This window comes from Acidovorax sp. SDU_ACID1 (genome assembly GCF_045291395.1).
Taxonomy (GTDB): Bacteria; Pseudomonadota; Gammaproteobacteria; order Burkholderiales; family Burkholderiaceae_C; genus MR-S7.
Map to the genome: position 1 here is coordinate 3,898,004 of NZ_CP152342.1, position 23,077 is coordinate 3,921,080.

Consider the following 23,077-nt stretch of genomic DNA (forward strand, 5'->3'; position numbering starts at 1 on the left):
TCTCAGAAACGTTCGCCAGGGCCCAGATAGCGCCACTGCCCCACGGGCAGGCTGCCCAGCGTGACGCGGCCGATGCGGATGCGCTTGAGGCCCACCACCTTCAGCCCCACCAGTTCGCACATGCGGCGGATCTGGCGCTTCTTGCCCTCCTGCAGCACGAAGCGCAGCTGCTCGGGGTTCTGCCACTCCACCTGCGCGGGCTTGAGCGCCTGCCCGTCCAGGCTCAGGCCGTGGCGCAGCCGCGCCAGCCCCTCGCGCGGAAAGGCGGCCTGCACGTCGGCGGCCACGACGCCGCCTGCTGTCGGGTACTCCACGCGCACGAGGTATTCCTTGTCCACCGTGGAGTCCTCGCCGATGAGCTGGCGCGCCACGCGGCCGTCCTGCGTGAGCACGAGCAGGCCCACGGAGTCGATGTCCAGCCGCCCGCACGGCGCCAGGCCCTTGAGCTGCGCGGGCGCGAAACGCGTGCGGCTGGCGTCGCCCTTCCAGTGCGTGCGCTGGCTGACGAGCGCCACGGCGGGCGTGTGCCCGTCCTCGGCCTGCCCGCTCACGTAGCCCATGGGCTTGTGCATCAGGATAGTCACCTGCTGCTGTTGCTGGCCCTGGGCGGCGCGGTCCACGTCGATGCGGTCCTGCGGCAGCACCTGCAGGCCCATGGCCGCCACCTGCCCGTTGACGCGCACCCAGCCCCGGGCGATCCACTCGTCGGCCTCGCGGCGCGAGCACAGGCCCAGCTCGGCCATGCGCTTGTTCAGGCGCGAGCGGTCGCCGCCGCCGGGCGGGGCGGCATCAGGGCGCAGGGAGGGAGCAGCGGCGGGCTTCGGCGCGGCGGGCTTCGGCGCGGCGGGCTTCGGCGCGGCCGGCTGAGGCGCGGCGGGCTTGGGCGGAGCGGTTTTTTTCGGGGCCAGCGACAGACGCGGGCGCGGTGGAGGAACTGGCATGGCCGCTATTGTCTCGCCACCGCGCGCGGAAAGTCGCCCGAGCGCAGCGCGTTCAGGTCGAGCACCCGCAGGCCGCCGTATTCCACGCGGATCACGCCCTGCTCCTGCAGGCAGGCCAGCGCCTCGTTCACGCGCTGGCGCGACAGGCCCACCAGGTAGGCCAGCTCCTGCTGCGTGATGCGCAGCACCTCGCCCACGCCGGGGTAGAGCACGGGGTTGAACAGCGCCGCCAGGCTGCGCGCCACGCGCGCGTCGGGGCTGCCCATGCGGTCGATCTCGCGCGCGGAGATGAACTGCCCCAGCCGCTCGTTGAGCTGGTTCATCACGAAGCGGTTGAAGCCGATGGAGTGGTCCAGCAGCCAGTGGAAGGTGTCGATCGGCAGGCCCGCCACCACGCTCTTGCGCAGCGCCTGGATGTTGTAGCGGTAAGGCTCGCGCTTCATGGCCGTGCCCTCGCCGAACCAGCCGCCCGGCGGCACGCCGGTGAAGGTCATGGTCAGGCCGTCGGCGTTGTCGGCGCTCATCTTGAGCAGCCCTTCGACGAGGCCGAACCAGTAGGTGACGGAGCGCCCCACGCGGCACACGTAGTCGCCCGCCTGCGCATCGCCCACCACCAGCGCCGCCACCGCGCGCTCGCGCTCGGCGCTGTGCAGGAGGCCCAGCCATGGAATGCCCTGCAGCTCGGCCGCCGTGGGCGGCCTGCGCCGCAGGTAGAGGGGCGCGTCCTGGCTCATGCGCCAGCAGCTCCCGATTTCATAGCTGCTCGCGCTTGTCTGCAGCCAGTTTGAGGCCAATTCGGCATGAAACCTCCTTCACTGCGACGGCAGGGCGTAGCGGTAGCCCCGGAACGCCCATACCGTGCGGCCTGGCTCGATGCGCTCCAGCACCAGGCCCGGCGCGGCGGCATCGCCTTCGTGCAGCACCTGGCCGTTGACGATGACCATGCGGTGCAGCGGATTGGCGGAATAGGTGACGCCCGCCAACTGCAGCGTGGGCAGCTGCTCGCGCACCGAGGGCGGCAGGTCGCCCTGCGCGAACACCGGGGTGGCCGCCGCAGCGGAGTCCGCCGGCTTGGGCGCTTCCTTCGGCGCTTCCTTGGGAGCGGCCGGAGGCGCCGCCGCGCGCTCCGGTGCGGCGCGCCGCGCGGGACGCGCCTCCCGCGCCGCCGCAGGAGCCGGCGCAGGCGCGGGGACCGCCGCCGGGACCGGCGCGGCCTGCGGCGCAGGCGGTGCCGGCACGGCAGGCGCCACGGGTGCGGCCACCACCACGGCGGCGGGGGGCGGTGCGCGCCACAGCCACCAGACGGCAGCGGCCAGGCCCGCGCCCAGCGCGAGCGCGACCCACAGCAGGGCACCGTCCCGGGGGCCGCGGGCTGCGGCCGCCGCAGTGGGCAGTGCGCCCACGGGAGAGGCCTGGGTGTGCAGGCCCGGCACGCTGCCCCGGCCGCGCTCGGCCTGGGCGCGCCGCAGCGCATCGAGGATGTAGGACATGGTGTGGAGCGGGTTCAGCCCCCGCGTGCAGGCGCGGTTCCTGCACGCCGGCGGCGCGGTTGAGCAACATCAGGGTCAAGGGGCCGGCCTTGCCGTCGGGCGTGAGGCCCTGGGCCAGCTGGAACTGCAGGATGCGCGCGCGCCGTGTCGCGGCGGGCGCCGTGCGAGCGGGCGCCGTGCCAGCGGGCGCCACGCCGGCGCGGGCCAGCTGCTGGTCGATCCATGCGCCCCCGGCAGCGGTGTCGCCGCCTTCGGGCAGCTCCGGCGGCATCTTCCACAGCGTGGCGATCTCCCCGCGCCACAGCGGCGCGAGCTGGGCCAGCGGCACCTGCAGCGCCTCGCCCTGGGCGCCCTGCAGCGTGGCGCTCTCGCCTTCCAGGCGTTGCAGCAGCACGGCCACGGGGCGGTCGCCCTCGGAGGCCTGCAGCGTGAGCAGCACAGGGCGGTCGATCTGGCGCAGCAGGCTCAGGCTGGCGCGGCGGTTGCGGTAGCAGCGCAGCCCGTCGGCCGGCAGCGCGGCGCAGGGCTGCGCACCCGCGGGCACCTGCGCCTGCCAGGCCTGCGCCAGGGCCTGCCAGGCCGCCGCGTCGTCCGCAGGCTGGCGCGCCAGGAAGGCAGGCAGCGGCGCAGCGGCCTCTGCGCCGGGCGATGCGGGCGATATGGGCGCGGAGGCTGGCGACGACGCAGCAGCGGCGGCGGCGGCCGGCGGCCGCTGGTACAGCGCCCAGCCCAGTCCGGCGACGATGGCTGCGCCCGCCAGCGCCCCGGCGGCGGCCCATGCCGCGGCGGTGCGCCCGCGCGTGGCCGGTACCGCCGGCGCGGCGTCGAACACCTCGCGCGCGGCCTGGCGCACCATGGCGTCGCTGACCTCGCGCACGTTCGCGGCGTAGGCACCCAGCAGCGCGCGGTCGCACAGCAGGTTGATGCGCCGGGGCACGCCACCGCTCAATGCGTGGACGCGCTCCAGCGCGCGGCGCGCGAAGGGCGGCGGGCCCTGCCAGCCCGCCACCGCCAGGCGATGGGCGATGTAGTGCCTGGTTTCCTCGGCCGTGAGCGTGCCCAGGTGGTAGCGCGCGATCACGCGCTGCGCGAGCTGCTCCAGCGCGGGGCTGGCCACCATGGCGCGCAGCTCGGGCTGGCCGATCAGGATGATCTGCAGCAGCTTGCGCTCGCTGGTTTCCAGGTTGGTGAGCAGGCGCAGTTGCTCCAGCACGTCGGGCGCGAGGTTCTGCGCCTCGTCGATGATGAGCACGTTGTTGCGCCCCGCGGCGTGCTGCGCGAGCAGGAAGGCGTTGAGCGGGTCGATGCAGTCCTTCACCGTCTCCGCGCCATCCACGGAAGGCGCGTGCGCCACGCCGAACTCCTCGCAGATGGAGCGCAGCAGCTCGGGCACGGTGAGCTTGGGGTTGAAGATGTAGGCCACGTTGCAGTGCGGCGGGATCTGCTCCAGGAAGCAGCGGCACACGGTGGTCTTGCCCGTGCCGATCTCGCCCGTGAGCAGCACGAAGCCGCCGCCCGCATCCAGGCCGTAGAGCAGGTGCGCCAGCGCCTCGCGGTGGCGCTCGCTCATGAAGAGGTAGCGCGGATCGGGAGCGATGGAGAACGGCGGATGTTCGAGTCCGAAGAACGGGGCGTACATGGGCGGGGAGGATAGCGCCCGAGGGGTTCAGGGTTTACACCCGTCGGGAATAACCCGCAAATTGTCGTCGCGAAGACAAGTTGGCGTCAAAGTCATTCCTACCATTGGCTGCAGTCTGGCAGCGAAGGGCGTCCACGCCTCCTGTCGCCGCCATCCACAGAACCCGTTAGGAACCGGAATGAAGACCACGTTCCCCCACCTGCTGCTGCAGCACGCCGCCCAGCGCCCCGAGGCGACGGCCCTGCGCGAGAAAGAATTCGGCATCTGGCAGACCTGGAGCTGGAAGGCCGCCGCCACGGAAGTGCGCCACATGGCCTGCGGCCTGCTGTCGCTGGGTTTCGCCAAGGGCCAGAACCTGGCGCTGATCAGCGACAACCGGCCGCACCTGTACATGGGCTTCCTGGCCGTGCAGAGCGTGGGCGGCGTGCCCATTCCGCTGTACCAGGACGCCGTGGCCGCGGAGATGACCTTCGTGATGAAGGACGCAGAGATCGCCTTCGCCTTCGCCGAGAACCAGGAACAGGTGGACAAGCTGCTGGAGGTGCGCGAGACCGTGCCCAGCATCCGCACCATCATCTACGACGACCCGCGCGGCCTGCGCAACTACGACCAGCCGGGCCTCATCAGCACGGCCGAGCTCGTGGCCAAGGGCGCCGAATGGGACAAGGCCCACCCGGGCGCCTGGGATGCGCTGGTAGAGCAGATCGAGCCCGGCGACGTCTCCGTGATCCTCTACACCTCCGGCACCACCGGCCAGCCCAAGGGCGTGTGCCAGACGCACGCGGCCTTCGTGGCGTCCGCGCAGGGCGGGGTGGAAGTGGACCGCCTGGGCCCGCAGGACAACGTGATCTCCTACCTGCCGCCGGCCTGGGTGGGCGACCACCTGTTCTCGCTGGCGCAGTGGATCGTGGCGGGCTTCACCATCAACTGCCCCGAGTCGGCCAGCACGGTGTCCATCGACCTGCGCGAGATCGGCCCCACCTACTACTTCGCGCCGCCGCGCATCTTCGAGGGCATGCTGACCTCCGTCTCCATCCGCATGGAAGACGCCGCGGCGCCTAAGCGCTGGCTCTACGAGAAGTGCATGCAGCTGGCGCGCCGCGTGGGCTCGGACATCCTGGACGGCAAGCCGGTCGGCGCGCTGGACCGCTTCAAGTACAAGCTGGCGGACATGGCCATCTACGGCCCGCTGCGCAACGTGATGGGCCTGTCGCGCATCCGCGTGGCCTACACCGCTGGCGCGGCCATCGGGCCCGACCTGTTCCGCTTCTTCCGCTCCATCGGCATCAACCTGAAGCAGCTCTACGGCCAGACCGAGACCTGCGCCTACGTGTGCATCCAGCGCGACAGGCAGGTGGAGCTGTCGAGCGTGGGCCAGGCGGCGCCGGGCATCGAGCTGAAGATCGCCGACAGCGGCGAGGTGCTGGTCAAGGGCGTGTCGGTGCTCAAGGAGTACTACAAGCGCCCCGACGCCACGGCCGAGGTGATCGACGAGCAGGGCTACTTCCACACCGGCGACGCCGGCGTGATCGATGCCAACGGCCAGCTGCGCATCATCGACCGCGCCAAGGACGTGGGCAAGATGCGCACGGGCGCCATGTTCGCGCCCAACTACATCGAGAACAAGCTCAAGTTCTTCCCGCACATCAAGGAAGCCGTGTGCTTCGGCAACCAGCGCGAGACGGTCTGCGCGTTCATCAACATCGACTACGAGGCCGTGGGCAACTGGGCCGAGCGCCAGGGCATCCCCTACGGCGGCTACGTGGACCTGGCCTCCAAGCCCCAGGTGATCGCGCTGGTGGCCGAGTGCATCGGCCAGGTCAACGCCGACCTGGCCACCGAGCCCGGCATGGCCGACACCCAGGTGGCGCGCTTTCTGGTGCTGCACAAGGAGCTGGACCCGGACGACGACGAGCTGACCCGCACGCGCAAGGTGCGCCGCAACTTCATCGCCGACAAGTACGGCGTGCTGGTGGATGCGCTGTACGAGGGCAAGGCGGAGCAGTTCATCGAGACCCAGGTGAAGTTCGAGGACGGGCGCAAAGGCAGCGTGAGCGCCACGCTGAAGATCACCGATGCCAAGACCCACCCCGCCGCCGCCTGACACGCAAACCGAGGCAAGCACATCCATGACCAGCAAGAAGATCGGCGACGTCATCCTCGACGTCAAGAACATCAGCCTGCGCTTCGGTGGCGTGAAGGCGCTCACGGACATCTCGTTCAACGTGCGCGAGCACGAGATCCGCTCCATCATCGGCCCCAACGGCGCGGGCAAGAGCTCCATGCTCAACTGCATCAACGGCGTCTACACGCCTTCGGAAGGATCGATCACCTTCCGCGGCAAGACTTTCGACCACATGAACAGCCGCCAGGTGGCCGAGATGGGCGTGGCCCGCACGTTCCAGAACCTGGCGCTGTTCAAGGGCATGAGCGTGATCGACAACATCATGACCGGGCGCAACCTCAAGATCAAAAGCAACATCCTGATGCAGGCGCTGCGCATCGGCCCGGCGGAGAAGGAAGAGATCCGCCACCGCGAATTCGTCGAGCACATCATCGATTTCCTCGAGATCCAGGCGCACCGCAAGACTCCCGTGGGCCAGTTGCCCTACGGCCTGCAAAAGCGCGTGGACCTGGGCCGGGCCCTGGCCATGGAGCCGCAGGTGCTGCTGCTGGACGAACCCATGGCCGGCATGAACGTCGAGGAAAAGCAGGACATGTGCCGCTTCATCCTCGACGTGAACGACGAGTTCGGCACCACCATCGTGCTCATCGAGCACGACATGGGCGTGGTGATGGACATCAGCGACCGCGTGGTGGTGCTGGACTACGGCAAGAAGATCGGCGACGGCGCGCCCGATGAAGTGCGCAACAACGAAGACGTGATCCGCGCCTACCTGGGCACGAGCCACTGACAGCGGAGACAGGCAATGGCATTCTTTCTCGAAACCCTGATTGGCGGCCTGATGGCCGGCATGCTGTACGCACTGGTCGCGCTCGGCTTCGTGCTGATCTACAAGGCCTCGGGCGTGTTCAACTTCGCGCAGGGGGCCATGGTGCTGTTCGCCGCCCTGGCGATGGCGCGCTTCTCGGAATGGATTCCGAAGTGGACCGGCCTCGACAACATGATCGTGGCCAACCTGGCGGCCTTCCTGATCGCCGGCGCCATCATGTTCGCGGTGGCCTGGTTCATCGAGCGGCTGGCGCTGCGCCACCTCGTGAACCAGGAAGGCGCGACGCTGCTGATGGCCACGCTGGGCATCACCTACTTCCTGGAAGGCCTGGGCCAGACGCTGTTCGGCAGCGACATCTACAAGATCGACGTGGGCATGCCCAAGGACCCGATGTTCCTGCTCGAATCGGTGTTCGAGGGCGGCGTGCTGGTGAACAAGGAAGACGTGATCGCCGCCGTGATCGCCGCCGCGCTGGTGCTGCTGCTGACGCTGTTCTTCCAGAAGACCACCACGGGCCGCGCGCTGCGCGCCGTGGCCGACGACCACCAGGCCGCCCAGTCCATCGGCATCCCGCTCAACCGCATCTGGGTCATCGTCTGGTGCGTGGCCGGCGTGGTGGCCCTGGTGGCCGGGATGATCTGGGGCTCCAAGCTCGGCGTGCAGTTCTCGCTGACCACCGTGGCGCTGCGCGCGCTGCCGGTGGTGATCCTGGGCGGGCTCACCTCCGTGCCCGGCGCCATCATCGGCGGCCTGATCATCGGCGTGGGCGAGAAACTCTCCGAGGTGTACCTGGGCCCGTTCGTGGGCGGCGGCATCGAGATCTGGTTCGCCTACGTGCTGGCCCTCGTGTTCCTGCTGTTCCGCCCGCAGGGGCTGTTCGGCGAAAAAATCATTGACCGCGTGTAAGGGAGGGACTGACCATGTTCTACAGAGAAAACGGCCAGTTCAAGACGAGCTACCGCGCCGACCAGCAGATCTTCCCCATCGCGCAGGACCGCATCGTCATCCTCGCGTTCCTGGCTGCGGCCTTCGTGCTCGTGCCCATGCTGGCCAGCGACTATTTCTACCGCGCCATCCTGATCCCGCTGGTCATCATGTCGATGGCCGCGCTGGGCGTGAACATTCTCGTGGGCTACTGCGGGCAGATATCGCTGGGCTCGGGCGCGTTCATGGCCGTGGGCGCCTACGGCGCGTTCAACTTCTTCGTGCGCTTCCCGGGCATGCCGCTGATCCCGGCGCTGATCCTGGGCGGCCTGTGCGCCACCTTCTTCGGCATCCTGTTCGGCCTGCCGAGCCTGCGCGTCAAGGGCCTGTACCTGGCCGTGGCCACGCTGGCCGCGCAGTTCTTCAGCGACTGGATGTTCCTGCGCATCAAGTGGTTCACGAACGATTCCGACTCGGGCTCGGTGTCGGTCAGCCACCTGCAGGTGCTGGGCATGCCCATCGAGAGCGCGATGAGCAAGTACCTGTTCTGCCTGGGCCTGCTCGTGGTCGTGGCGCTGCTGGCCAAGAACCTGGTGCGCGGCGCGATCGGCCGCGAGTGGATGGCCATCCGCGACATGGACGTGGCCGCCAGCGTGATCGGCATCCGCCCGATGTACGCCAAGCTCTCGGCCTTCGCCGTGAGTTCCTTCATCGTGGGCATGGCCGGCGCACTGTGGGCCTTCGTGCACCTGGGCTCGTGGGAGCCGGCTGCCTTCTCGGTGGAGGTGTCGTTCCGCCTGCTGTTCATGGTCATCATCGGCGGGCTGGGCTCCATCATGGGCGCGTTCTTCGGCGCGGCCTTCATCGTGGTGCTGCCCATCTTCCTCAACCAGTTCCTGCCGGCCCTGCTGGGTATGTTCGGGCTAGAGATCTCCACGGCCGGCGTGTCGCACGCCGAGCTGATGATCTTCGGCGCGCTCATCGTCTGGTTCCTGATCGTCGAGCCGCACGGCCTGGCCAAGCTCTGGTCCACCGCCAAGCAGAAGCTGCGCGTGTGGCCCTTCCCGCACTGATCCCGTGTCCGTTTTCCCCGTGCTTCAACCACCACTCATTCACAAGGAGACAACCATGAAGCTATCGAAAGTCATGATCGCAGCCGCCATGGTGGCCGCAGGCGCCTCGGCGGTGACCACCAGCGCCTTCGCGCAGGCCAAGGAGCAGTTCTTCCCGCTGCTGTCGTACCGCACCGGCCCCTATGCACCCAACGGCGTGCCATGGGCCAACGGCAAGCAGGACTACATCAAGCTCATCAACGCGCGCGACGGCGGCGTCAACGGCGTGAAGCTCACGTTCGAGGAATGCGAGACGGGCTACGCCACCGACCGCGGCGTGGAGTGCTACGAGCGCCTCAAGAGCCGTCCGGGCGTGTCCCTGTTCGACCCGCAGGCCACCGGCATCACCTTCGCGCTGACCGAGAAGGCGCCCGTGGACAAGATCCCGCTGATGACGCTGGGCTACGGCCTGTCGGTCGCGCAGGACGGCATGGCGTTCAAGTGGAACTTCCCCTACATGGGCAGCTACTGGACCGGTGCCGACATCCTGATCCAGCACATCGGCAAGAACGCCGGCGGCCTGGACAAGCTCAAGGGCAAGAAGATCGCGCTGGTCTACCACGACAGCCCGTTCGGCAAGGAACCCATCCCGCTGCTGCAGGAACGCGCCAAGATGCATGGCTTCGACCTGCAGATGCTGCCCGTGACGGCGCCCGGCGTGGAGCAGAAGGCCACCTGGCTGCAGGTGCGCCAGAGCCGTCCCGACTACGTGCTGCTGTGGGGCTGGGGCGTGATGAACTCCACCGCCCTCAAGGAAGCCCAGGCCACGGGCTTCCCGCGCGACAAGATGTACGGCGTGTGGTGGGCCGGTGCCGAACCCGACGTGCGCGACGTGGGCGACGGAGCCAAGGGCTACCACGCGCTGGCGCTCAACGGCTATGGCACGCAGTCCAAGGTCATCCAGGACATCCTCAAGCACGTGCACGAGAAGGGCCAGGGCACCGGGCCCAAGGACGAAGTCGGCTCCGTGCTCTACACGCGCGGCGTGATCATCCAGATGCTGGCCGTCGAGGCCGTGCGCCGCGCGCAGGAGCGCTTCGGCAAGGGCAAGGTCATGACCGGCGAGCAGGTGCGCTGGGGCATGGAGAACCTGGCCCTGGACCAGAAGAAGCTCGACGCGCTGGGCTTCAAGGACCTGATGCGCCCGCTGTCCACGAGCTGCAACGACCACATGGGCTCGACCTGGGCGCGCGTGCACACCTGGGATGGCAAGAAGTGGAACTTCTCGTCCGACTGGTACCAGGCCGACGAGCAGATCCTCAAGCCGATGGTCAAGAGCGGCGCGGACAAGTACCTCGCCGACAAGAAGATGAGCCGCCGCGACGCGGCTGACTGCCAGTCTTGAGGACAACCCCGTGAGGCGCTGGGCGCCTTCCCCTTCTCTCGGCTGCGCCGGGAAGGGGGACGACGCCGGTGGCCTGGCAAAACCCGCTCCACGGCGTCCGCTGGCGCGGGGGGTGCTGGTTTCAACGGCTGCGCAAGCAGCCGCCAGCCGAGAGGGCTGCGCTTCGCAGCCCTGCCGATTGGTACGACGAGAGCAACGCTATGGACTCCACAAACATCGTTCTGCAGGTCAACGGCATCGAGGTCATCTACAACCACGTGATCCTCGTGCTCAAGGGCGTGTCGCTGCAGCTGCCCGAAAAAGGCATCGTCGCGCTGCTGGGCGGCAACGGCGCGGGCAAGACCACCACGCTGCGCGCCATCTCCAACCTGCTCAAGGGCGAGCGCGGCGAGGTCACCAAGGGCAGCATCGAGCTGCGCGGCGAGCGCATCGAGAACCTCTCGCCCGCCGATCTCGTCAAGCGCGGCGTGGTGCAGGTCATGGAAGGCCGCCACTGCTTCGCCCACCTGAGCATCGAGGAGAACCTGCTGACGGGCGCCTACACCCGCAGCGACCGCGGCGAGATCGCCGCCAACCTCGAGAAGGTCTACACCTACTTCCCGCGCCTGAAGACGCGCCGCACCTCGCAGGCCGCCTACACGTCGGGCGGCGAGCAGCAGATGTGCGCCATCGGCCGCGCCATCATGTGCAACCCCTCCATCGTGCTGCTGGACGAGCCCTCCATGGGCCTGGCGCCGCAGATCGTGGAGGAGGTGTTCAACATCGTGAAGGACCTCAACGCCAAGGAAGGCACCACCTTCCTGCTGGCCGAGCAGAACACCAACATGGCGCTGAAGTACGCCGACTACGGCTACATCATGGAAAGCGGCCGCATCGTGATGGACGGCCCCGCGCAGGAGCTGGCCAACAACGAGGACGTCAAGGAGTTCTACCTGGGCGTGGGCGGCGGCGAGCGCAAGAGCTTCAAGGACGTCAAGAGTTACAAGCGCCGCAAGCGCTGGCTCGCCTGACACTCCCGTTTTCATAGCTGCCAGCGCTTAACCAGTCTGCGCTGGAAGCTTATTTCGCCTCAAACCGGAATACCCCCATGAGCACGTTCTACGACGCCCTGGAAACCCGCTCTCCCGCGGAGCGCGAAGCGGCACTGATGGCCGCGCTGCCGCGCCAGGTGGCCCATGCGCAGCAGGCCTCGCCCGCCTTCGCCACGCTGCTGGCGGGCGTGGATGCCGCGTCCGTCACCAGCCGCGCCGCGCTGGCCCGTCTGCCGGTGACGCGCAAGTACGAGCTGCTGGAGCGCCAGCAGGCCCAGCGCGCGCAAGACGCCTTCGGCGGCTTCAGCGCGCTGGCCTTCGGCCCGGACATGCCACGCGTCTTCGCCAGCCCCGGCACCATCTACGAGCCCGAGGGCACGCGCCGCGACTACTGGCGCATGGCCCGCGCCATGCACGCCGCGGGCTTCCGCCCGGGCGAGCTGATCCACAACTGCTTTTCCTACCACTTCGTGCCCGCCGGCTCCATGATGGAAACAGGCGCCCATGCGCTGGGCTGCACCGTGTTCGCCGGCGGCACCGGCCAGACCGAGCAGCAGGTGCAGGCCATGGCCGAGTTGCGGCCCGCGGGCTACATCGGCACGCCGAGCTTCCTGAAGATCATCCTGGACAAGGCGGCCGAGATGGGCGTGCCGCTGCCCAGCGTGACCAAGGCACTGGTGTCGGGCGAGGCCTTTCCCCGTCGCTGCGCGACTGGTTCGCCGAGCGCGGCGTGGCCGGCTACCAGTGCTATGCCACGGCCGACCTGGGGCTGATCGCCTACGAGACCAGCGCCCGCCAGGGCCTGGTGCTGGGCGAGGACGTGATCGTGGAGATCGTGCGCCCCGGCACCGGCGACCCCGTGCCCGAGGGCGAGGTCGGCGAGTTGGTGGTGACCACGCTCAACCCCGACTACCCGCTGATCCGCTTCGGCACCGGCGACCTGTCGGCCGTGCTGCCCGGCCCCTGCCCCACCGGCCGCACCAACACGCGCATCAAGGGCTGGATGGGCCGGGCCGACCAGACCACCAAGGTGCGCGGCATGTTCGTGCACCCGGGCCAGGTGGCCGCCGTCGCCAAGCGCTTCCCGCAGGTGCTGCGCGCGCGCTTGGTCGTCAGCGGCGAGATGGCCAACGACCAGATGGTGCTGCAGGTGGAGACGCTGGAGACCGCCGCGGGCCTCGCCCAGCAGATCGCCGACAGCCTGCGCGAGGCCACCAAGCTGCGCGGCGACGTGCAGATGGTGCCTCCCGGCACCCTGCCCAACGACGGCAAGGTGATCGAGGACGCGCGCAGCTACCGCTGAGCGCAGCCCGTTCTCCTTGCGCCAGCGCATCCTTCTGCTGCGGAGCGGGTGATTACCACATTGCCCTGCCGCCGAGGGGCCGATACCATCGCCTCCTTTTTGTTTCCAACCCAGAGGATCTACATGAAAACCCTGTTCAAGCTCACGCTGGCCGCCACGGCCGCCGCCCTGGCCTTCGGCGCAGCCGCCCAGGACTTCCCCGGCAAGAAGAGCATCACCATCGTCGTGCCCTTCGCCGCAGGCGGCCCCACCGACCGCGTGGCGCGCGACCTGGCCGAAGCCATGCGCAAGCCGCTGGACGGCGCCACCATCGTGATCGACAACGTGGGCGGCGCGGGCAGCACCATCGGCACCGCCAAGGTGGCGCGCGCCCCCGCCGACGGCTACACGCTGCTGGTCACGCACATCGGCATGGCCACCATCCCGTCGCTCTACCGCAAGCTGTCGTTCGACGTGCTGAACGACTTCGAATACCTGGGCATCGTCAACGACGTGCCCATGACCATCATCTCGCGCCCCACGCTGGAGGCCAACAACTGGGCCGAACTCAGCGCCTGGATCGCCAAGCAGGGCCGCAGCGTGAACCTGGGCCATTCGGGCCAGGGCTCCGCCGGCCACCTGTGCGGCCTGATGTTCCAGAGCGCCCTCAAGTCCGAAATGACGCCCGTGCCCTACAAGGGCGCGGCCCCCGCCATCGCCGACCTGATGGGCAACCAGATCGACCTGATGTGCGACCAGACGACCAACACGTCCACGCAGATCGAGTCCAAGAAGGTCAAGGGCTTCGCCGTGACCACGCTCAAGCGCCTGGACACGCCCGCGCTCAAGCACCTGCCCACGCTGGACGAATCGGGCCTCAAGGGCTTCAACGTGACCGTGTGGCACGGCCTGTATGCGCCCAAGGGCACGCCGCAAGCCGTGCTGGCCAAGCTCAACGAGGCCCTCAAGGTCGCGGTGAAGGACCCCGAATTCGTCAAGAAGCAGCAGGGCCTGGGCGCCGTGGTCGTGGCCGACAAGCGCGTCGAGCCCGCCGAGCACAAGAAGTTCGTGCAGGCCGAGATCGCCTCCTGGGGCAAGGTCATCAAGGCTGCCGAGGCCTACGCGGACTGATTCCCGCTGGCCCGCGCCTGCGCATGACGCCCGGCCCGCGCCGGGCGTTTTTCATTGTCACGCGCATCACAGCGGCTACGGGTAATCCTGCTGCCGGCAGCAGCCATCACCGGCCTACAACCGGGGTTCTTTCAACATCACCGGGGAACCTCATGAACTCGTTCGCTCCACGCCGCCACGCGCTGCTCCTGGGGGCCGCGCTGGCGCTGGGCCTGGGTGCCGCCCAGGCGCAGACCACTGCCTGGCCCACCAAGCCCGTGCGCATCGTCGTGCCCTTCGCCGCCGGCGGCACCACCGACATCGTGGCACGCGCCATCGCGCCGGACCTGGGCAAGGCCTTCGGCCAGCAGTTCGTGGTGGACAACCGGGGCGGCGCGGGCGGCAACATCGGCGCGGAGCTGGTCGCCAAGTCGCCGGGCGACGGCTACACGCTGCTCATGGGCACGGTGGGCACGCACGGCATCAACCGCGCGCTGTACGCCAAGCTGCCCTACGACCCGATCAAGGACTTCGTGCCCATCACACTGGTGGCCGCCGTGCCCAATGTGATGGAGATGAACGCAGAGAAGGCGAAGGCACTGGGCATCCACAACGTGCAGGACTTCATCCGCTACGCCAAGGCCAATCCCGGCAAGCTGAACATGGCCTCCAGCGGCAACGGCACCTCGATCCACCTGGCAGGCGAGCTGTTCAAGGCCATGACCGGCACCTACATGCTGCACATGCCCTACCGCGGCTCTGCGCCGGCGCTGCTCGACATGGTGGGCGGCAACATGGACGTGATGTTCGACAACCTGCCCTCGTCCATGGCACACATCAAGGCCGGCAAGCTCAAGGCGCTGGCGGTGACCAGCGCGCGCCGCTCGGACGCGCTGCCCGACGTGCCCACCGTCGAGGAAGCCGGCGGCCCCGAGCTCAAGGGATTCGAGGCCAGCTCCTGGTTCGGCCTGCTCGCCCCCGCGGGCACTCCGCCCGAGATCGTCCAGCGCATCCAGCAGGAGGTGGCCAAGGCGCTGGCCACGCCCGCCGTCAAGGAACGCCTGGTCGCCCAGGGCGCCATTCCTGGCGGCAACACGCCTGCCGAGTTCACGGCCTTGATCGACAGCGAGCACCGCAAGTGGGCGCAGGTGGTCAAGGCCTCCGGCGCGAAGGTCGACTGACCGCTACCAGACCACGTCGTGGCCTTCGGCCGCGCTGCGGCGCAGCATGTCGATGAAGGGCGTTGCACGCTGGCGCAGGCGCACGGCGTCCGAGCGGGGCTCCTGCCCGCCCTCGTCCGCTTCGTCGCCCTCGTCGGCGGGCGCCTGCTGGGCCGCTTCTTCGGCGGCGATGGCGTCCTGCAGCGCCTGGATGGCGGCTGGGATCTGCGCCGCCGTCACGATGCCATGCGGGTCGGGCGATTTGCCGATGATTTCCAGCAGTTGCCGGCCGTTGGGCTCCAGCATGATGAGATCGGCAGTGGAGCGGGATTTGAATTTGAAAAGCATCCGGGTTCCAGCAAGAGAGGTCAGGGGGCCGCGGTCGCGGCGGCATCGCCGTACATGTACGCGCGGTTGAAAGGATAGTCCGAACGCGCGCCCTTCATGGGCCCGGCAGCGTCCATGCGGTCGTCCGGGCACGTCGCCAGTATCTGGTGCAGCGCCACCCATCCGCGCTCGAATGCCAGGGCGCAGCCCGCAAGGTACAGCCGGTAGGCCCTCAGGGCCTTTTCGCCGCGGTCGGCGCCGTGCTGCGCGACGAGGACGCGGCGCGCTTCCTCCAGGCGGGTCTCCAGCCCGTCGGACCAGGCCCAGAGCGTGCGCGCATAGTGCGGCCGCAGGTTCTCGGTGTCCACCATCTCCAGCTCCGCGCGGGCCATGTCGTGCAGCGCCACGCTCACGTGCAGCAGTTCGCCGCCGGGGAAGATGTAGCGCTCGATGAATTCGCCCAGGCCCGCGCCCAGGCCCGCGTTGTCCAGGCCGCCGGCGGTGATGCCATGGTTCAGCACCAGTCCGCCGGGACGCAGCAGCCTGTGCACGGTGGCGAAATAGCGCTCCATCTGCGCGCGGCCCACGTGCTCGAACATGCCCACGGAGGCGACCTTGTCGAACGGCTGCTCCACCTGCAGCGCACGGTAGTCCAGCAGCAGCATGCGCACGCGGCCCTGCAGGCCGCGCTCCTCGATGAGCCGCTGCACGTGCGCATGCTGGTTGCGCGACAGCGTGATGCCCGTGGCATCCACGCCGTAGTGCTCGGCAGCCCACAGCAGCAGGCCGCCCCAACCGGCACCGATGTCCAGGAAGCGCTCGCCGGGCCGCAGCATGAGCTTGCGGCAGATGTGGTCGAGCTTGGCTTCCTGCGCCTGCGCCAGCGTCATGCCGGGGCTGCGGTAGTAGGCGCACGAGTAGACCCGCCGCGGATCGAGCCAGAGAGCGTAGAAGTCGTCCGAGAGGTCGTAGTGGAATTCAATGTTGCGCGCGTCGTGGGCCAGCGTGTGCGCCGCCATGGAGCGCGCCCGCAGCAGCACGCGCTGCCACCAGCCCGCATGCTCGCCCTGCGCCGGATCGCTCTTGAGCAGCGCCGCCGCAGCCGCCATGAGCTGGCGCATGCTGCCCTCCAGCGCCACGCGGCCTTCGACGATGGCCGCCCCCACGCTGCCGATCTCGCCCATGGCCAGGGCGACGACCGCCATGCGGTCCCGCAGGCGCAGGCGCAGGTCGGCGTTGGCGTCGCCCAGGCGCACGCCATCGGGAAGCTCCACGGCCACGCCCACGGGAGAGGCGGCCAGGCTGGCTTCCAGGGCGTTGAGCAGATGTTTCACGGCGCCAACCCTCCTTTCGCGACAGCCCTGATTCTTGGTGCCATGGCGCCGCTCCGTCAATGGCCCCCGGCTGACAGGCGGACGCGGCCTTGGCTGACAGCCAAGGCCTGCCGTGGGCAGGCCCGTGCGCGGCTATGGCCTAATACGGGGTTTTTCAACCAATCCGTTCATTCTCAGGAGCCACCATGGGCAACAAAATCGTCACCGAAGCCGACCGCAAGCGCAGCCCCCGTCCCACGCCCCTGCCTGGCATGCCCCTGGCCACGCATGGCCGCGGCCAGCGCGTGAGCCTGGAGCGCGGCACGGCCACGCGCAGCAAGAAGAACCCCGGCAAGCGCCACGGCTGAGCATCCCCCAGCCATGCCGACAAGCCCTCTGCGGAGGGCTTTTTCGTTTCAGCGCCCGGCCTCGGCCTGTGCGGGCGTGCGCGTGCTGGCCCGGGCCACGACCTCGAAGCCGACCTCCTGCGCAGCGGGCGTGACGCCTGCGCCGCGCATGCGCGTCACCAGAGCCTGCGCGCCCAGGCGGCCGATGCAGGCGCCGTCCACCCGCACGGTCGAGAGCGCGGGAATGGTGTCGGCAGCCAGGGCCTGGTCGCCGAAACCCAGCACGCCGAACCGCGGCACCTGCAGTCCCAGCACGTGCGCATGGGCCAGCACGCCCTGGGCCAGGGCATCCGAGCTGCAGAACACCGCATCCGCCTCCGGGGCCTGGGCACGCAGCGCGTTGAGCGCCTCGCGCCCGCGGCCGGCCTGGGGACTGCGCTCGGAAAAGACGATCTGCACCGGCTCGGAGGCCCCGGCCTCGGCGGCGGCGCGCATGAAGCCCTGCGCGCGCCGATGGGCGCGGCTGTCGTCGGCCCGCAAGACGGCGGGGCTCCGATAGCCGCAAGCCGCGAGATGGCGGAACGCGGCCCGGCCCGCGTCCTCGTGCGAAAAGCCGATGGCCACGTCCAGCGGGTGGGGCGTGTAGTCCCATAGCTCGACCACGGGAATGTCGGCGTTGAGCAGCAGGCGCCGCGTGCGCGCCGTGTGCTCGGTGCCCGTCAGCACCACGCCCTCGGGCCTGCGGCCGAGCATGGCCGCCAGCCAGGTTTCCTCATGCTCCGGGTCGTAGCTGGAGATGCCGAGCGTCGTTTCATAGCGCTCTTGCGCCAGCGTGGTGATGAGCGCGTCCAGCATGTCCGAGAACAGCGAATGCCCCACGGACGGAACGATGGCCGCCACCAGCCGGGTCTGGCGCGACGTGAGGCCGCCAGCCAGCGAGTTGGGCACGTACCCCGACTGTTCCACCGCCTGCGCCACCCGCGCGCGCGTGGCCTCGGCCACCAGCTCGGGCCGGTGCAGCGCGCGCGAGGCCGTGATGGGCGACACGCCCGCCAGGCGGGCCAGGTCTTTCAGCGTGGGAGCGGAGAAGCTGCGGGGAGCGCGTTGCGTCATGGCGGCCGGCCGGATTGATGGTAGATGATTGCGTTGTCATGATAGCGGCAATCTGTATCATCTGCATCAGATTTTCCCTTGGTGTACTTCCCGATGGATGGCGTGCTCCAGCCACGAAATGATTGCGCAATCATCCACAGGAGACCATCCATGCACCGATTCCTGCCCGCCCGACGTACTGCCCTGGCCGGCCTGCTGGCCGTGGCGCTGGCCCCGCTGGCCGCCCCCGCACAGACGGCCTATCCCAGCAAGCCCATCACGCTGGTCATCCCCTTCCCGCCCGGCGGGCAGACGGACGTGGTGGGCCGCCTGATCGGCGAGCGCCTGTCCCAGCGGCTGGGGCAGCCGGTGGTGGTGGAGAACAAGCCGGGCGTCAACGGCTCGCTGGCGTCCGACGCCGTGGCCCGCGCCAAGCCCGACGGGTACACGCTGGTAGTCGGCGGCCCCGGCACGCATGCCATCAACCAGCTCGTCAATCCGAACGTCAAGTACGACACCCGCAAGGACTTCACCCACATCGCCATGCTGGGCCGCGTACCCATGCTGCTGCTGGCCTCGCCCACGCTGAAGGCGAACACGGTGGCGGACGTGGTGGCCCTGGCCAAGGCCAAACCCGACTCCGTCAACATGGCGCTGACGGGCATCGGCTCGTCGAGCCACATGACCACCGAGCTGTTCAAGCAGGCAGCCGGCATCACCTTCAACAACGTGCCCTACAAGGGCGACGTGCCCGCGATGACGGACGTGATCGGCGGGCAGGCGGACCTGCTGTTCGTGCCTGCGACGTCGGCCATCACCTTCGCGCAGGCCGGCAAGCTGCGCGCGCTGGCCGTCACCGGCGACAAGCGGCTGGCCGCGCTGCCCAACGTGCCCACCATGCCGGAGGCCGGGCAGGCCAGCGTCATCAACTATTCGTGGACCAGCCTGGCCGGCCCGGCGGGCATGCCGGCGGACATCGTGCAAAAGCTCAACCAGGCATGCCAGGCCATCCTGGCCGAACCCGAGGTGGTCGCCCGGCTGGCCGCGATGAGCAACGAGACCACGCCCGGCACACCGGCGCAGGCCGCCAGCTTCATCGCCGCCGAAGTGGCACGCTGGTCCGACGTGGTGAAAAAGGGAAACATCCAGGTCCAATGAGCATGCTGCCCACGAACCACTTCAAGCATGCCCTGCGCGCGGGCCACGCCCAGATCGGGATCTGGTCCACCATCCCCTCGCCCTTCGTCTGCGAGCTCATCGGCGGCGCGGGCTACGACTGGGTGCTGCTGGACACCGAGCACACGCCGACCGACGTGCCGCTGATGCTGCACCAGCTGCAGGCCGTGGCCGCCGCGCAGCCCCGGCCCGGCGGCTCGCCCACGCACGCGGTCGTACGGCCGGCATGGAACGACCCGGTGCTCATCAAGCGCTACCTGGACATCGGCGCGCAGACGCTGCTGCTGCCCTTCGTGCAGAACGCCGAGGAGGCGCAGGCCGCCGTGCGCGCCATCCGCTACGCGCCGCAGGGCATCCGCGGCATGGGCGGCTCTACCCGCGCCGCCAACTTCGGCCGCACGGCCGATTACGTGGCCCGCGCCGCCGACGAGCTGTGCCTGCTGGTGCAGGTGGAGACTGCCGAGGCGCTGGAGCAGATCGAGGCCATCGCGGCCGTCGACGGGATCGACGGCATCTTCATCGGCCCGGCGGACCTGTCGGCCAGCCTGGGCTACCCGGGCCAGGCGCGCCACCCCGCCGTCAACGGCATCATCGACGACGCCATCCGCCGCATCCGCGCCTGCGGCAAGGCGCCGGGCATCCTGATGGTGGACGAACCGCGCGCGCGCGAATGCCTGGCGCTGGGCGCGCAGTTCGTCGCGGTGGCGCTGGACACGATCCTGCTGCGCGACGGCCTGGACGCAGCCGCCGCACGCTTTCGCGGCCAGGCTCCGGCCGCCGCCCGGCTGGCGACCGCCGGAAGCTATTGAGGAGCGCCCCATGTCCTTCGACTCCCAAGCCTGGCTGGCCGAGGCGCGCGCGCTGATCGGGGAGGCCCACGTCCTGTCGGCCGACCGCGGCGACGACCTGTCCGCCTACACCCGCGACTGGCGCAACAAGTTCGAGGGCCCGGCACTGGCCGTGCTGCGCCCTGCCGACACCGGCGAAGTGCAGGCCATCGTGCGGCTGGCCGCGCGCACCGGCGTGGCACTGGTGCCGCAGGGCGGCAACACCGGCATGTGCGGCGGGTCGGTGCCCACGGCCGGCGGGCGGCAGGCCGTGCTGCAGCTCGGGCGGCTCAACCGCATCCTGGAGCTCGACCCCGAGAACAACACCGCCACCGTGGAGGCCGGCTGCATCCTGCAGGCCCTGCAGGAGCAGGCCGCCGCGGCGGGGCGGCTCTTCCCCCTGTCGCTGGGTGCCGAGGGCTCCTGCCAGATCGGCGGCAACATCGCCACCAACGCCGGTGGCGTACAGGTGCTGCGCTACGGCAACATGCGCGACCTGGTGCTGGGCCTCGAGGTGGTGCTGCCGGACGGCGAGCGCCTGGACCTGCTGCGCGGACTGCGCAAGGACAACACCGGCTACGACCTCAAGCAGCTGTTCATCGGCGCCGAAGGCACGCTGGGCATCATCACGGCGGCCACGGTCAAGCTGTTCCCCGCACCCGGCGCCGAAGCCGTCGCCTTCGCGGGCGTGTCCTCCATCGCCCAGGCCGTGCAGTTGCTGGGCGCCATGCGCGGCCGGCTGGGCGAGCGCTTCACCGCATTCGAGGTGATCTCCGGCGCGGCGGTAGACCTGGTGCGCCACTACTTCCCCGACACCCCTCCCCTGCTGGAAGGCGCCTGCCCCTGGTACGTGCTTATGGAAGCCTCCGACGGCGGCAGCGACGAGGCGCTGCACGAGGCCATGCAGACTGCCCTGATGGCCTGCCTGGAAGACGGCTGTCTGCAGGACGTGGTCCTGGCCGGCAACCTGGCCCAGGGGCAGGCCCTGTGGATGCTGCGCGAGAACATCACGCACGCCCAGCAGATGGACGGCGGCAACATCAAGCACGACATCTCGCTGCCGATCTCGCGCATCCCCGCCTTCGTGGAACAGATGCTGCCGCGGCTGCAACAGGCGTTTCCCGGAGTCCGGCCCATCGTCTACGGGCACCTGGGCGACGGCAACCTGCACTTCAACGTCAGCGCCCCTCGGGGCGTCGCCCCTGCGGCGTGGCAGCGCGAGACCGATGCGGTCAACACGCTGCTGCACGACGTGGTGGTCGCGATGCGCGGCAGCATCAGCGCGGAGCACGGCATCGGCCAGCTCAAGCGCCACGAGCTGGCGCTCTACAAGACGCCTGCCGAGCTGGACGTGATGCGCCGCATCAAGCAGGCGCTCGACCCGCAAGGCGTGATGAACCCGGGCAAGGTGCTGTAGCACCCCACAAGCTCCTCTTTTCATAGCTTTCTGCGCTTACTGCATAAGCGCTGGAGCCAATTTTTATTCATAACCATGACACACGAAGAACCCACCACCGTCGGCCACCTGATAGACGGCCAGCTCGTGGCCGACACCGAGCGCACCCAGCCGGTGTTCAACCCCGCCACCGGCCAGTCCTCGCTGAACGTGGCCCTGGCCAGCCAGGCCACCGTGGAGGCGGCCATCGCTTCGGCCCAGGCAGCGTTCCCCGCCTGGCGCAACACGCCCCCACTCAAGCGCGCGCGCGTTCTGGCCAAGCTCAAGGTGCTGCTCGAGGAGAACGCCGACAGGATCACCGCCCTGATCACCGCCGAGCACGGCAAGGTGCTCGCCGATGCGCACGGCGAGCTGCAGCGCGGCATCGAGAACGTGGAGTACGCCAGCTACGCGCCCGAGCTGCTCAAGGGCGAGCATTCGCGCAACGTGGGCCCCAGCATCGATTCGTGGAGCGAGTTCCAGGCGCTGGGCGTGACGGCCGGTATCACGCCGTTCAACTTCCCCGCGATGGTGCCGCTGTGGATGTGGCCCATGGCCGTAGCCTGCGGCAATACCTTCGTGCTCAAGCCCAGCGAGCGCGATCCCTCGTCCGCCCTGCTCATCGCGCAGCTGGCGCTGGAGGCGGGCCTGCCGCCGGGGGTGCTCAACGTGGTCAATGGCGACAAGACCGCCGTCGATACGCTTTTGCGCGATCCGCGCGTGAAGGCCGTGAGTTTCGTGGGCTCCACGCCGATCGCCGAGTACATCTATTCGGAAGGCTGCAAGCACGGCAAGCGCGTGCAGGCCCTGGGCGGCGCGAAGAACCATGCGGTGCTGATGCCCGATGCGGACATCGGCAATGCGGTGAGCGCGCTGATGGGCGCGGCCTACGGTTCGTGCGGCGAGCGCTGCATGGCCATTCCGCTGGTGGTGGCGGTGGGCGACGAGACGGCCGACAAGGTGATCGAGGGCCTGAAGGCGGAGATCGCCAGGATGAAGGTGGGCCCCGGCACCGACAACGGCAACGACATGGGGCCGCTGGTGACCAAGCAGCACTTCGAGAAGGTGAAGGCCTATGTGGACAGCGGCGTGGCCGAGGGCGCCACGCTGGTGGTCGATGGCCGCGGCGTGCAGGTGGCGGGCCACGAGGAGGGCTACTTCCTGGGCGCCTGCCTGTTCGACCACGTCAAGCCCGGCATGAAGGTCTACCAGGAGGAGATCTTCGGCCCCGTGCTCGGCGTGGTGCGCGTGAAGACCCTGCAGGAGGCGATGCAGCTGATCGACGACCATGAGTACGGCAACGGCACGTGCATCTTCACGCGCGACGGCGAGGCCGCGCGCTATTTCACCGACCACATCCAGGTGGGCATGGTGGGGATCAACGTGCCGCTGCCCGTGCCAGTGGCCTACCATTCGTTCGGCGGCTGGAAGCGCTCGCTGTTCGGCGATCTGCATGCCTACGGGCCGGATGCCGTGCGCTTCTATACCAAGCGCAAGACCATCACCCAGCGCTGGCCGAGCGCGGGTGTGCGCGAGGGGGCCGTGTTCAGCTTCCCCAGCAGCCGCTGAAGC

19 protein-coding genes and 2 pseudogenes are annotated in these 23,077 nt (G+C 69.2%); 14 read left to right on the forward strand and 7 right to left on the reverse strand.

Annotated elements, in window-relative coordinates; genetic code table 11:
• Positions 1–2: 2 nt before the first annotated feature.
• The 4 genes and pseudogenes from AAG689_RS19135 to AAG689_RS19150 form a co-directional block, all read right to left on the reverse strand.
• Positions 3–941 (reverse strand): pseudouridine synthase, encoded by a 939-nt coding sequence (locus AAG689_RS19135; protein ID WP_406623335.1) that lies wholly within the window; start codon positions 939–941, stop codon positions 3–5.
• 5 nt (positions 942–946) lie between these two features.
• Positions 947–1,675: a Crp/Fnr family transcriptional regulator gene (locus AAG689_RS19140; RefSeq protein ID WP_406623336.1), complete on the reverse strand. Its 729-nt coding sequence runs from the start codon at positions 1,673–1,675 to the stop codon at positions 947–949.
• 78 nt (positions 1,676–1,753) lie between these two features.
• Positions 1,754–2,431, reverse strand: a complete 678-nt coding sequence (locus AAG689_RS19145; RefSeq protein ID WP_406626376.1) for a general secretion pathway protein GspB — start codon at positions 2,429–2,431, stop codon at positions 1,754–1,756.
• A 16-nt stretch (positions 2,432–2,447) separates the two neighbouring features.
• Positions 2,448–4,070 (reverse strand): annotated as a pseudogene (locus AAG689_RS19150) (ExeA family protein); the annotation flags it as partial.
• A 178-nt stretch (positions 4,071–4,248) separates the two neighbouring features.
• Here AAG689_RS19150 and AAG689_RS19155 point away from each other — a divergent pair.
• The 9 genes and pseudogenes from AAG689_RS19155 to AAG689_RS19195 all read left to right on the forward strand — a co-directional run bounded on the left by AAG689_RS19155 (position 4,249) and on the right by AAG689_RS19195 (position 15,009).
• Positions 4,249–6,174: an AMP-dependent synthetase/ligase gene (locus tag AAG689_RS19155; RefSeq protein ID WP_406623337.1), complete on the forward strand. Its 1,926-nt coding sequence runs from the start codon at positions 4,249–4,251 to the stop codon at positions 6,172–6,174.
• Positions 6,175–6,199: 25 nt separating this feature from the next.
• Entirely contained in the window at positions 6,200–6,985 is a 786-nt protein-coding gene (locus AAG689_RS19160) for an ABC transporter ATP-binding protein (protein WP_020228857.1), read from the forward strand.
• Positions 6,986–7,000: 15 nt separating this feature from the next.
• Positions 7,001–7,930 (forward strand): branched-chain amino acid ABC transporter permease, encoded by a 930-nt coding sequence (locus AAG689_RS19165; RefSeq protein WP_406623338.1) that lies wholly within the window; start codon positions 7,001–7,003, stop codon positions 7,928–7,930.
• A 14-nt stretch (positions 7,931–7,944) separates the two neighbouring features.
• A complete protein-coding gene (locus AAG689_RS19170) occupies positions 7,945–9,021 on the forward strand; it encodes a branched-chain amino acid ABC transporter permease (protein ID WP_406623339.1) in 1,077 nt (358 codons plus the stop codon).
• Between the two features lie 55 nt (positions 9,022–9,076).
• Positions 9,077–10,405 carry an ABC transporter substrate-binding protein gene (locus tag AAG689_RS19175; protein WP_406623340.1) on the forward strand — a complete coding sequence of 443 codons (1,329 nt, stop codon included), beginning with the start codon at positions 9,077–9,079 and terminating at the stop codon, positions 10,403–10,405.
• 200 nt (positions 10,406–10,605) lie between these two features.
• Positions 10,606–11,415, forward strand: a complete 810-nt coding sequence (locus AAG689_RS19180; protein WP_020228853.1) for an ABC transporter ATP-binding protein — start codon at positions 10,606–10,608, stop codon at positions 11,413–11,415.
• Between the two features lie 77 nt (positions 11,416–11,492).
• A pseudogene (locus AAG689_RS19185) lies at positions 11,493–12,739 on the forward strand (phenylacetate--CoA ligase family protein).
• 123 nt (positions 12,740–12,862) lie between these two features.
• Positions 12,863–13,849 carry a tripartite tricarboxylate transporter substrate-binding protein gene (locus tag AAG689_RS19190; RefSeq protein WP_406623341.1) on the forward strand — a complete coding sequence of 329 codons (987 nt, stop codon included), beginning with the start codon at positions 12,863–12,865 and terminating at the stop codon, positions 13,847–13,849.
• Between the two features lie 152 nt (positions 13,850–14,001).
• Positions 14,002–15,009: a Bug family tripartite tricarboxylate transporter substrate binding protein gene (locus AAG689_RS19195; RefSeq protein ID WP_406623342.1), complete on the forward strand. Its 1,008-nt coding sequence runs from the start codon at positions 14,002–14,004 to the stop codon at positions 15,007–15,009.
• A 3-nt stretch (positions 15,010–15,012) separates the two neighbouring features.
• Here AAG689_RS19195 and AAG689_RS19200 read toward each other — a convergent pair whose 3' ends face one another.
• Positions 15,013–15,336, reverse strand: coding sequence for a DUF1840 domain-containing protein (locus AAG689_RS19200; protein ID WP_406623343.1), 324 nt, complete (start codon positions 15,334–15,336; stop codon positions 15,013–15,015).
• A gap of 20 nt (positions 15,337–15,356) precedes the next feature.
• A complete protein-coding gene (locus AAG689_RS19205) occupies positions 15,357–16,649 on the reverse strand; it encodes a class I SAM-dependent methyltransferase (protein ID WP_406623344.1) in 1,293 nt (430 codons plus the stop codon).
• Between the two features lie 185 nt (positions 16,650–16,834).
• Between AAG689_RS19205 and AAG689_RS19210 the strand changes: the two genes are divergently transcribed.
• Positions 16,835–16,996 carry a hypothetical protein gene (locus AAG689_RS19210; protein ID WP_020228847.1) on the forward strand — a complete coding sequence of 54 codons (162 nt, stop codon included), beginning with the start codon at positions 16,835–16,837 and terminating at the stop codon, positions 16,994–16,996.
• Positions 16,997–17,044: 48 nt separating this feature from the next.
• Here the strand turns inward: AAG689_RS19210 and AAG689_RS19215 are convergent, their stop codons facing one another.
• Positions 17,045–18,088, reverse strand: coding sequence for a LacI family DNA-binding transcriptional regulator (locus AAG689_RS19215; protein WP_406623345.1), 1,044 nt, complete (start codon positions 18,086–18,088; stop codon positions 17,045–17,047).
• 150 nt (positions 18,089–18,238) lie between these two features.
• Between AAG689_RS19215 and AAG689_RS19220 the strand changes: the two genes are divergently transcribed.
• The 4 genes from AAG689_RS19220 to AAG689_RS19235 all read left to right on the forward strand — a co-directional run bounded on the left by AAG689_RS19220 (position 18,239) and on the right by AAG689_RS19235 (position 23,074).
• Positions 18,239–19,225 (forward strand): Bug family tripartite tricarboxylate transporter substrate binding protein, encoded by a 987-nt coding sequence (locus AAG689_RS19220; protein ID WP_406623346.1) that lies wholly within the window; start codon positions 18,239–18,241, stop codon positions 19,223–19,225.
• The gene (locus AAG689_RS19225; protein ID WP_406623347.1) at positions 19,222–20,052 is read left to right on the forward strand and encodes an HpcH/HpaI aldolase family protein; all 831 of its coding nucleotides are present in this window, start codon (positions 19,222–19,224) and stop codon (positions 20,050–20,052) included. The genes AAG689_RS19220 and AAG689_RS19225 overlap by 4 nt, the downstream gene beginning before the upstream one ends.
• Before the next feature lie 10 nt (positions 20,053–20,062).
• Entirely contained in the window at positions 20,063–21,487 is a 1,425-nt protein-coding gene (locus AAG689_RS19230; RefSeq protein WP_406623348.1) for an FAD-binding oxidoreductase, read from the forward strand.
• A gap of 75 nt (positions 21,488–21,562) precedes the next feature.
• Complete coding sequence (locus AAG689_RS19235; RefSeq protein ID WP_406623349.1) at positions 21,563–23,074, forward strand: CoA-acylating methylmalonate-semialdehyde dehydrogenase; 1,512 nt, start codon at positions 21,563–21,565, stop codon at positions 23,072–23,074.
• The last annotated feature ends 3 nt before the right edge of the window (positions 23,075–23,077 follow it).

Bases quoted from the DNA above. Each gene is read 5' to 3' on its own strand.
- AAG689_RS19135 (WP_406623335.1), bottom strand. From the start codon at position 941: ATGCCAGTTCCTCCACCGCGCCCGCGTCTGTCGCTGGCCCCGAAAAAA.
- AAG689_RS19145 (WP_406626376.1), bottom strand. From the start codon at position 2,431: ATGTCCTACATCCTCGATGCGCTGCGGCGCGCCCAGGCCGAGCGCGGC.
- AAG689_RS19200 (WP_406623343.1), bottom strand. From the start codon at position 15,336: ATGCTTTTCAAATTCAAATCCCGCTCCACTGCCGATCTCATCATGCTG.
- AAG689_RS19195 (WP_406623342.1), top strand. From the start codon at position 14,002: ATGAACTCGTTCGCTCCACGCCGCCACGCGCTGCTCCTGGGGGCCGCG.
- AAG689_RS19235 (WP_406623349.1), top strand. From the start codon at position 21,563: ATGACACACGAAGAACCCACCACCGTCGGCCACCTGATAGACGGCCAG.
- AAG689_RS19220 (WP_406623346.1), top strand. From the start codon at position 18,239: ATGCACCGATTCCTGCCCGCCCGACGTACTGCCCTGGCCGGCCTGCTG.
- AAG689_RS19155 (WP_406623337.1), top strand. From the start codon at position 4,249: ATGAAGACCACGTTCCCCCACCTGCTGCTGCAGCACGCCGCCCAGCGC.
- AAG689_RS19170 (WP_406623339.1), top strand. From the start codon at position 7,945: ATGTTCTACAGAGAAAACGGCCAGTTCAAGACGAGCTACCGCGCCGAC.
- AAG689_RS19180 (WP_020228853.1), top strand. From the start codon at position 10,606: ATGGACTCCACAAACATCGTTCTGCAGGTCAACGGCATCGAGGTCATC.
- AAG689_RS19165 (WP_406623338.1), top strand. From the start codon at position 7,001: ATGGCATTCTTTCTCGAAACCCTGATTGGCGGCCTGATGGCCGGCATG.
- AAG689_RS19210 (WP_020228847.1), top strand. From the start codon at position 16,835: ATGGGCAACAAAATCGTCACCGAAGCCGACCGCAAGCGCAGCCCCCGT.
- AAG689_RS19230 (WP_406623348.1), top strand. From the start codon at position 20,063: ATGTCCTTCGACTCCCAAGCCTGGCTGGCCGAGGCGCGCGCGCTGATC.
- AAG689_RS19160 (WP_020228857.1), top strand. From the start codon at position 6,200: ATGACCAGCAAGAAGATCGGCGACGTCATCCTCGACGTCAAGAACATC.
- AAG689_RS19140 (WP_406623336.1), bottom strand. From the start codon at position 1,675: ATGAGCCAGGACGCGCCCCTCTACCTGCGGCGCAGGCCGCCCACGGCG.
- AAG689_RS19225 (WP_406623347.1), top strand. From the start codon at position 19,222: ATGAGCATGCTGCCCACGAACCACTTCAAGCATGCCCTGCGCGCGGGC.
- AAG689_RS19215 (WP_406623345.1), bottom strand. From the start codon at position 18,088: ATGACGCAACGCGCTCCCCGCAGCTTCTCCGCTCCCACGCTGAAAGAC.
- AAG689_RS19175 (WP_406623340.1), top strand. From the start codon at position 9,077: ATGAAGCTATCGAAAGTCATGATCGCAGCCGCCATGGTGGCCGCAGGC.
- AAG689_RS19190 (WP_406623341.1), top strand. From the start codon at position 12,863: ATGAAAACCCTGTTCAAGCTCACGCTGGCCGCCACGGCCGCCGCCCTG.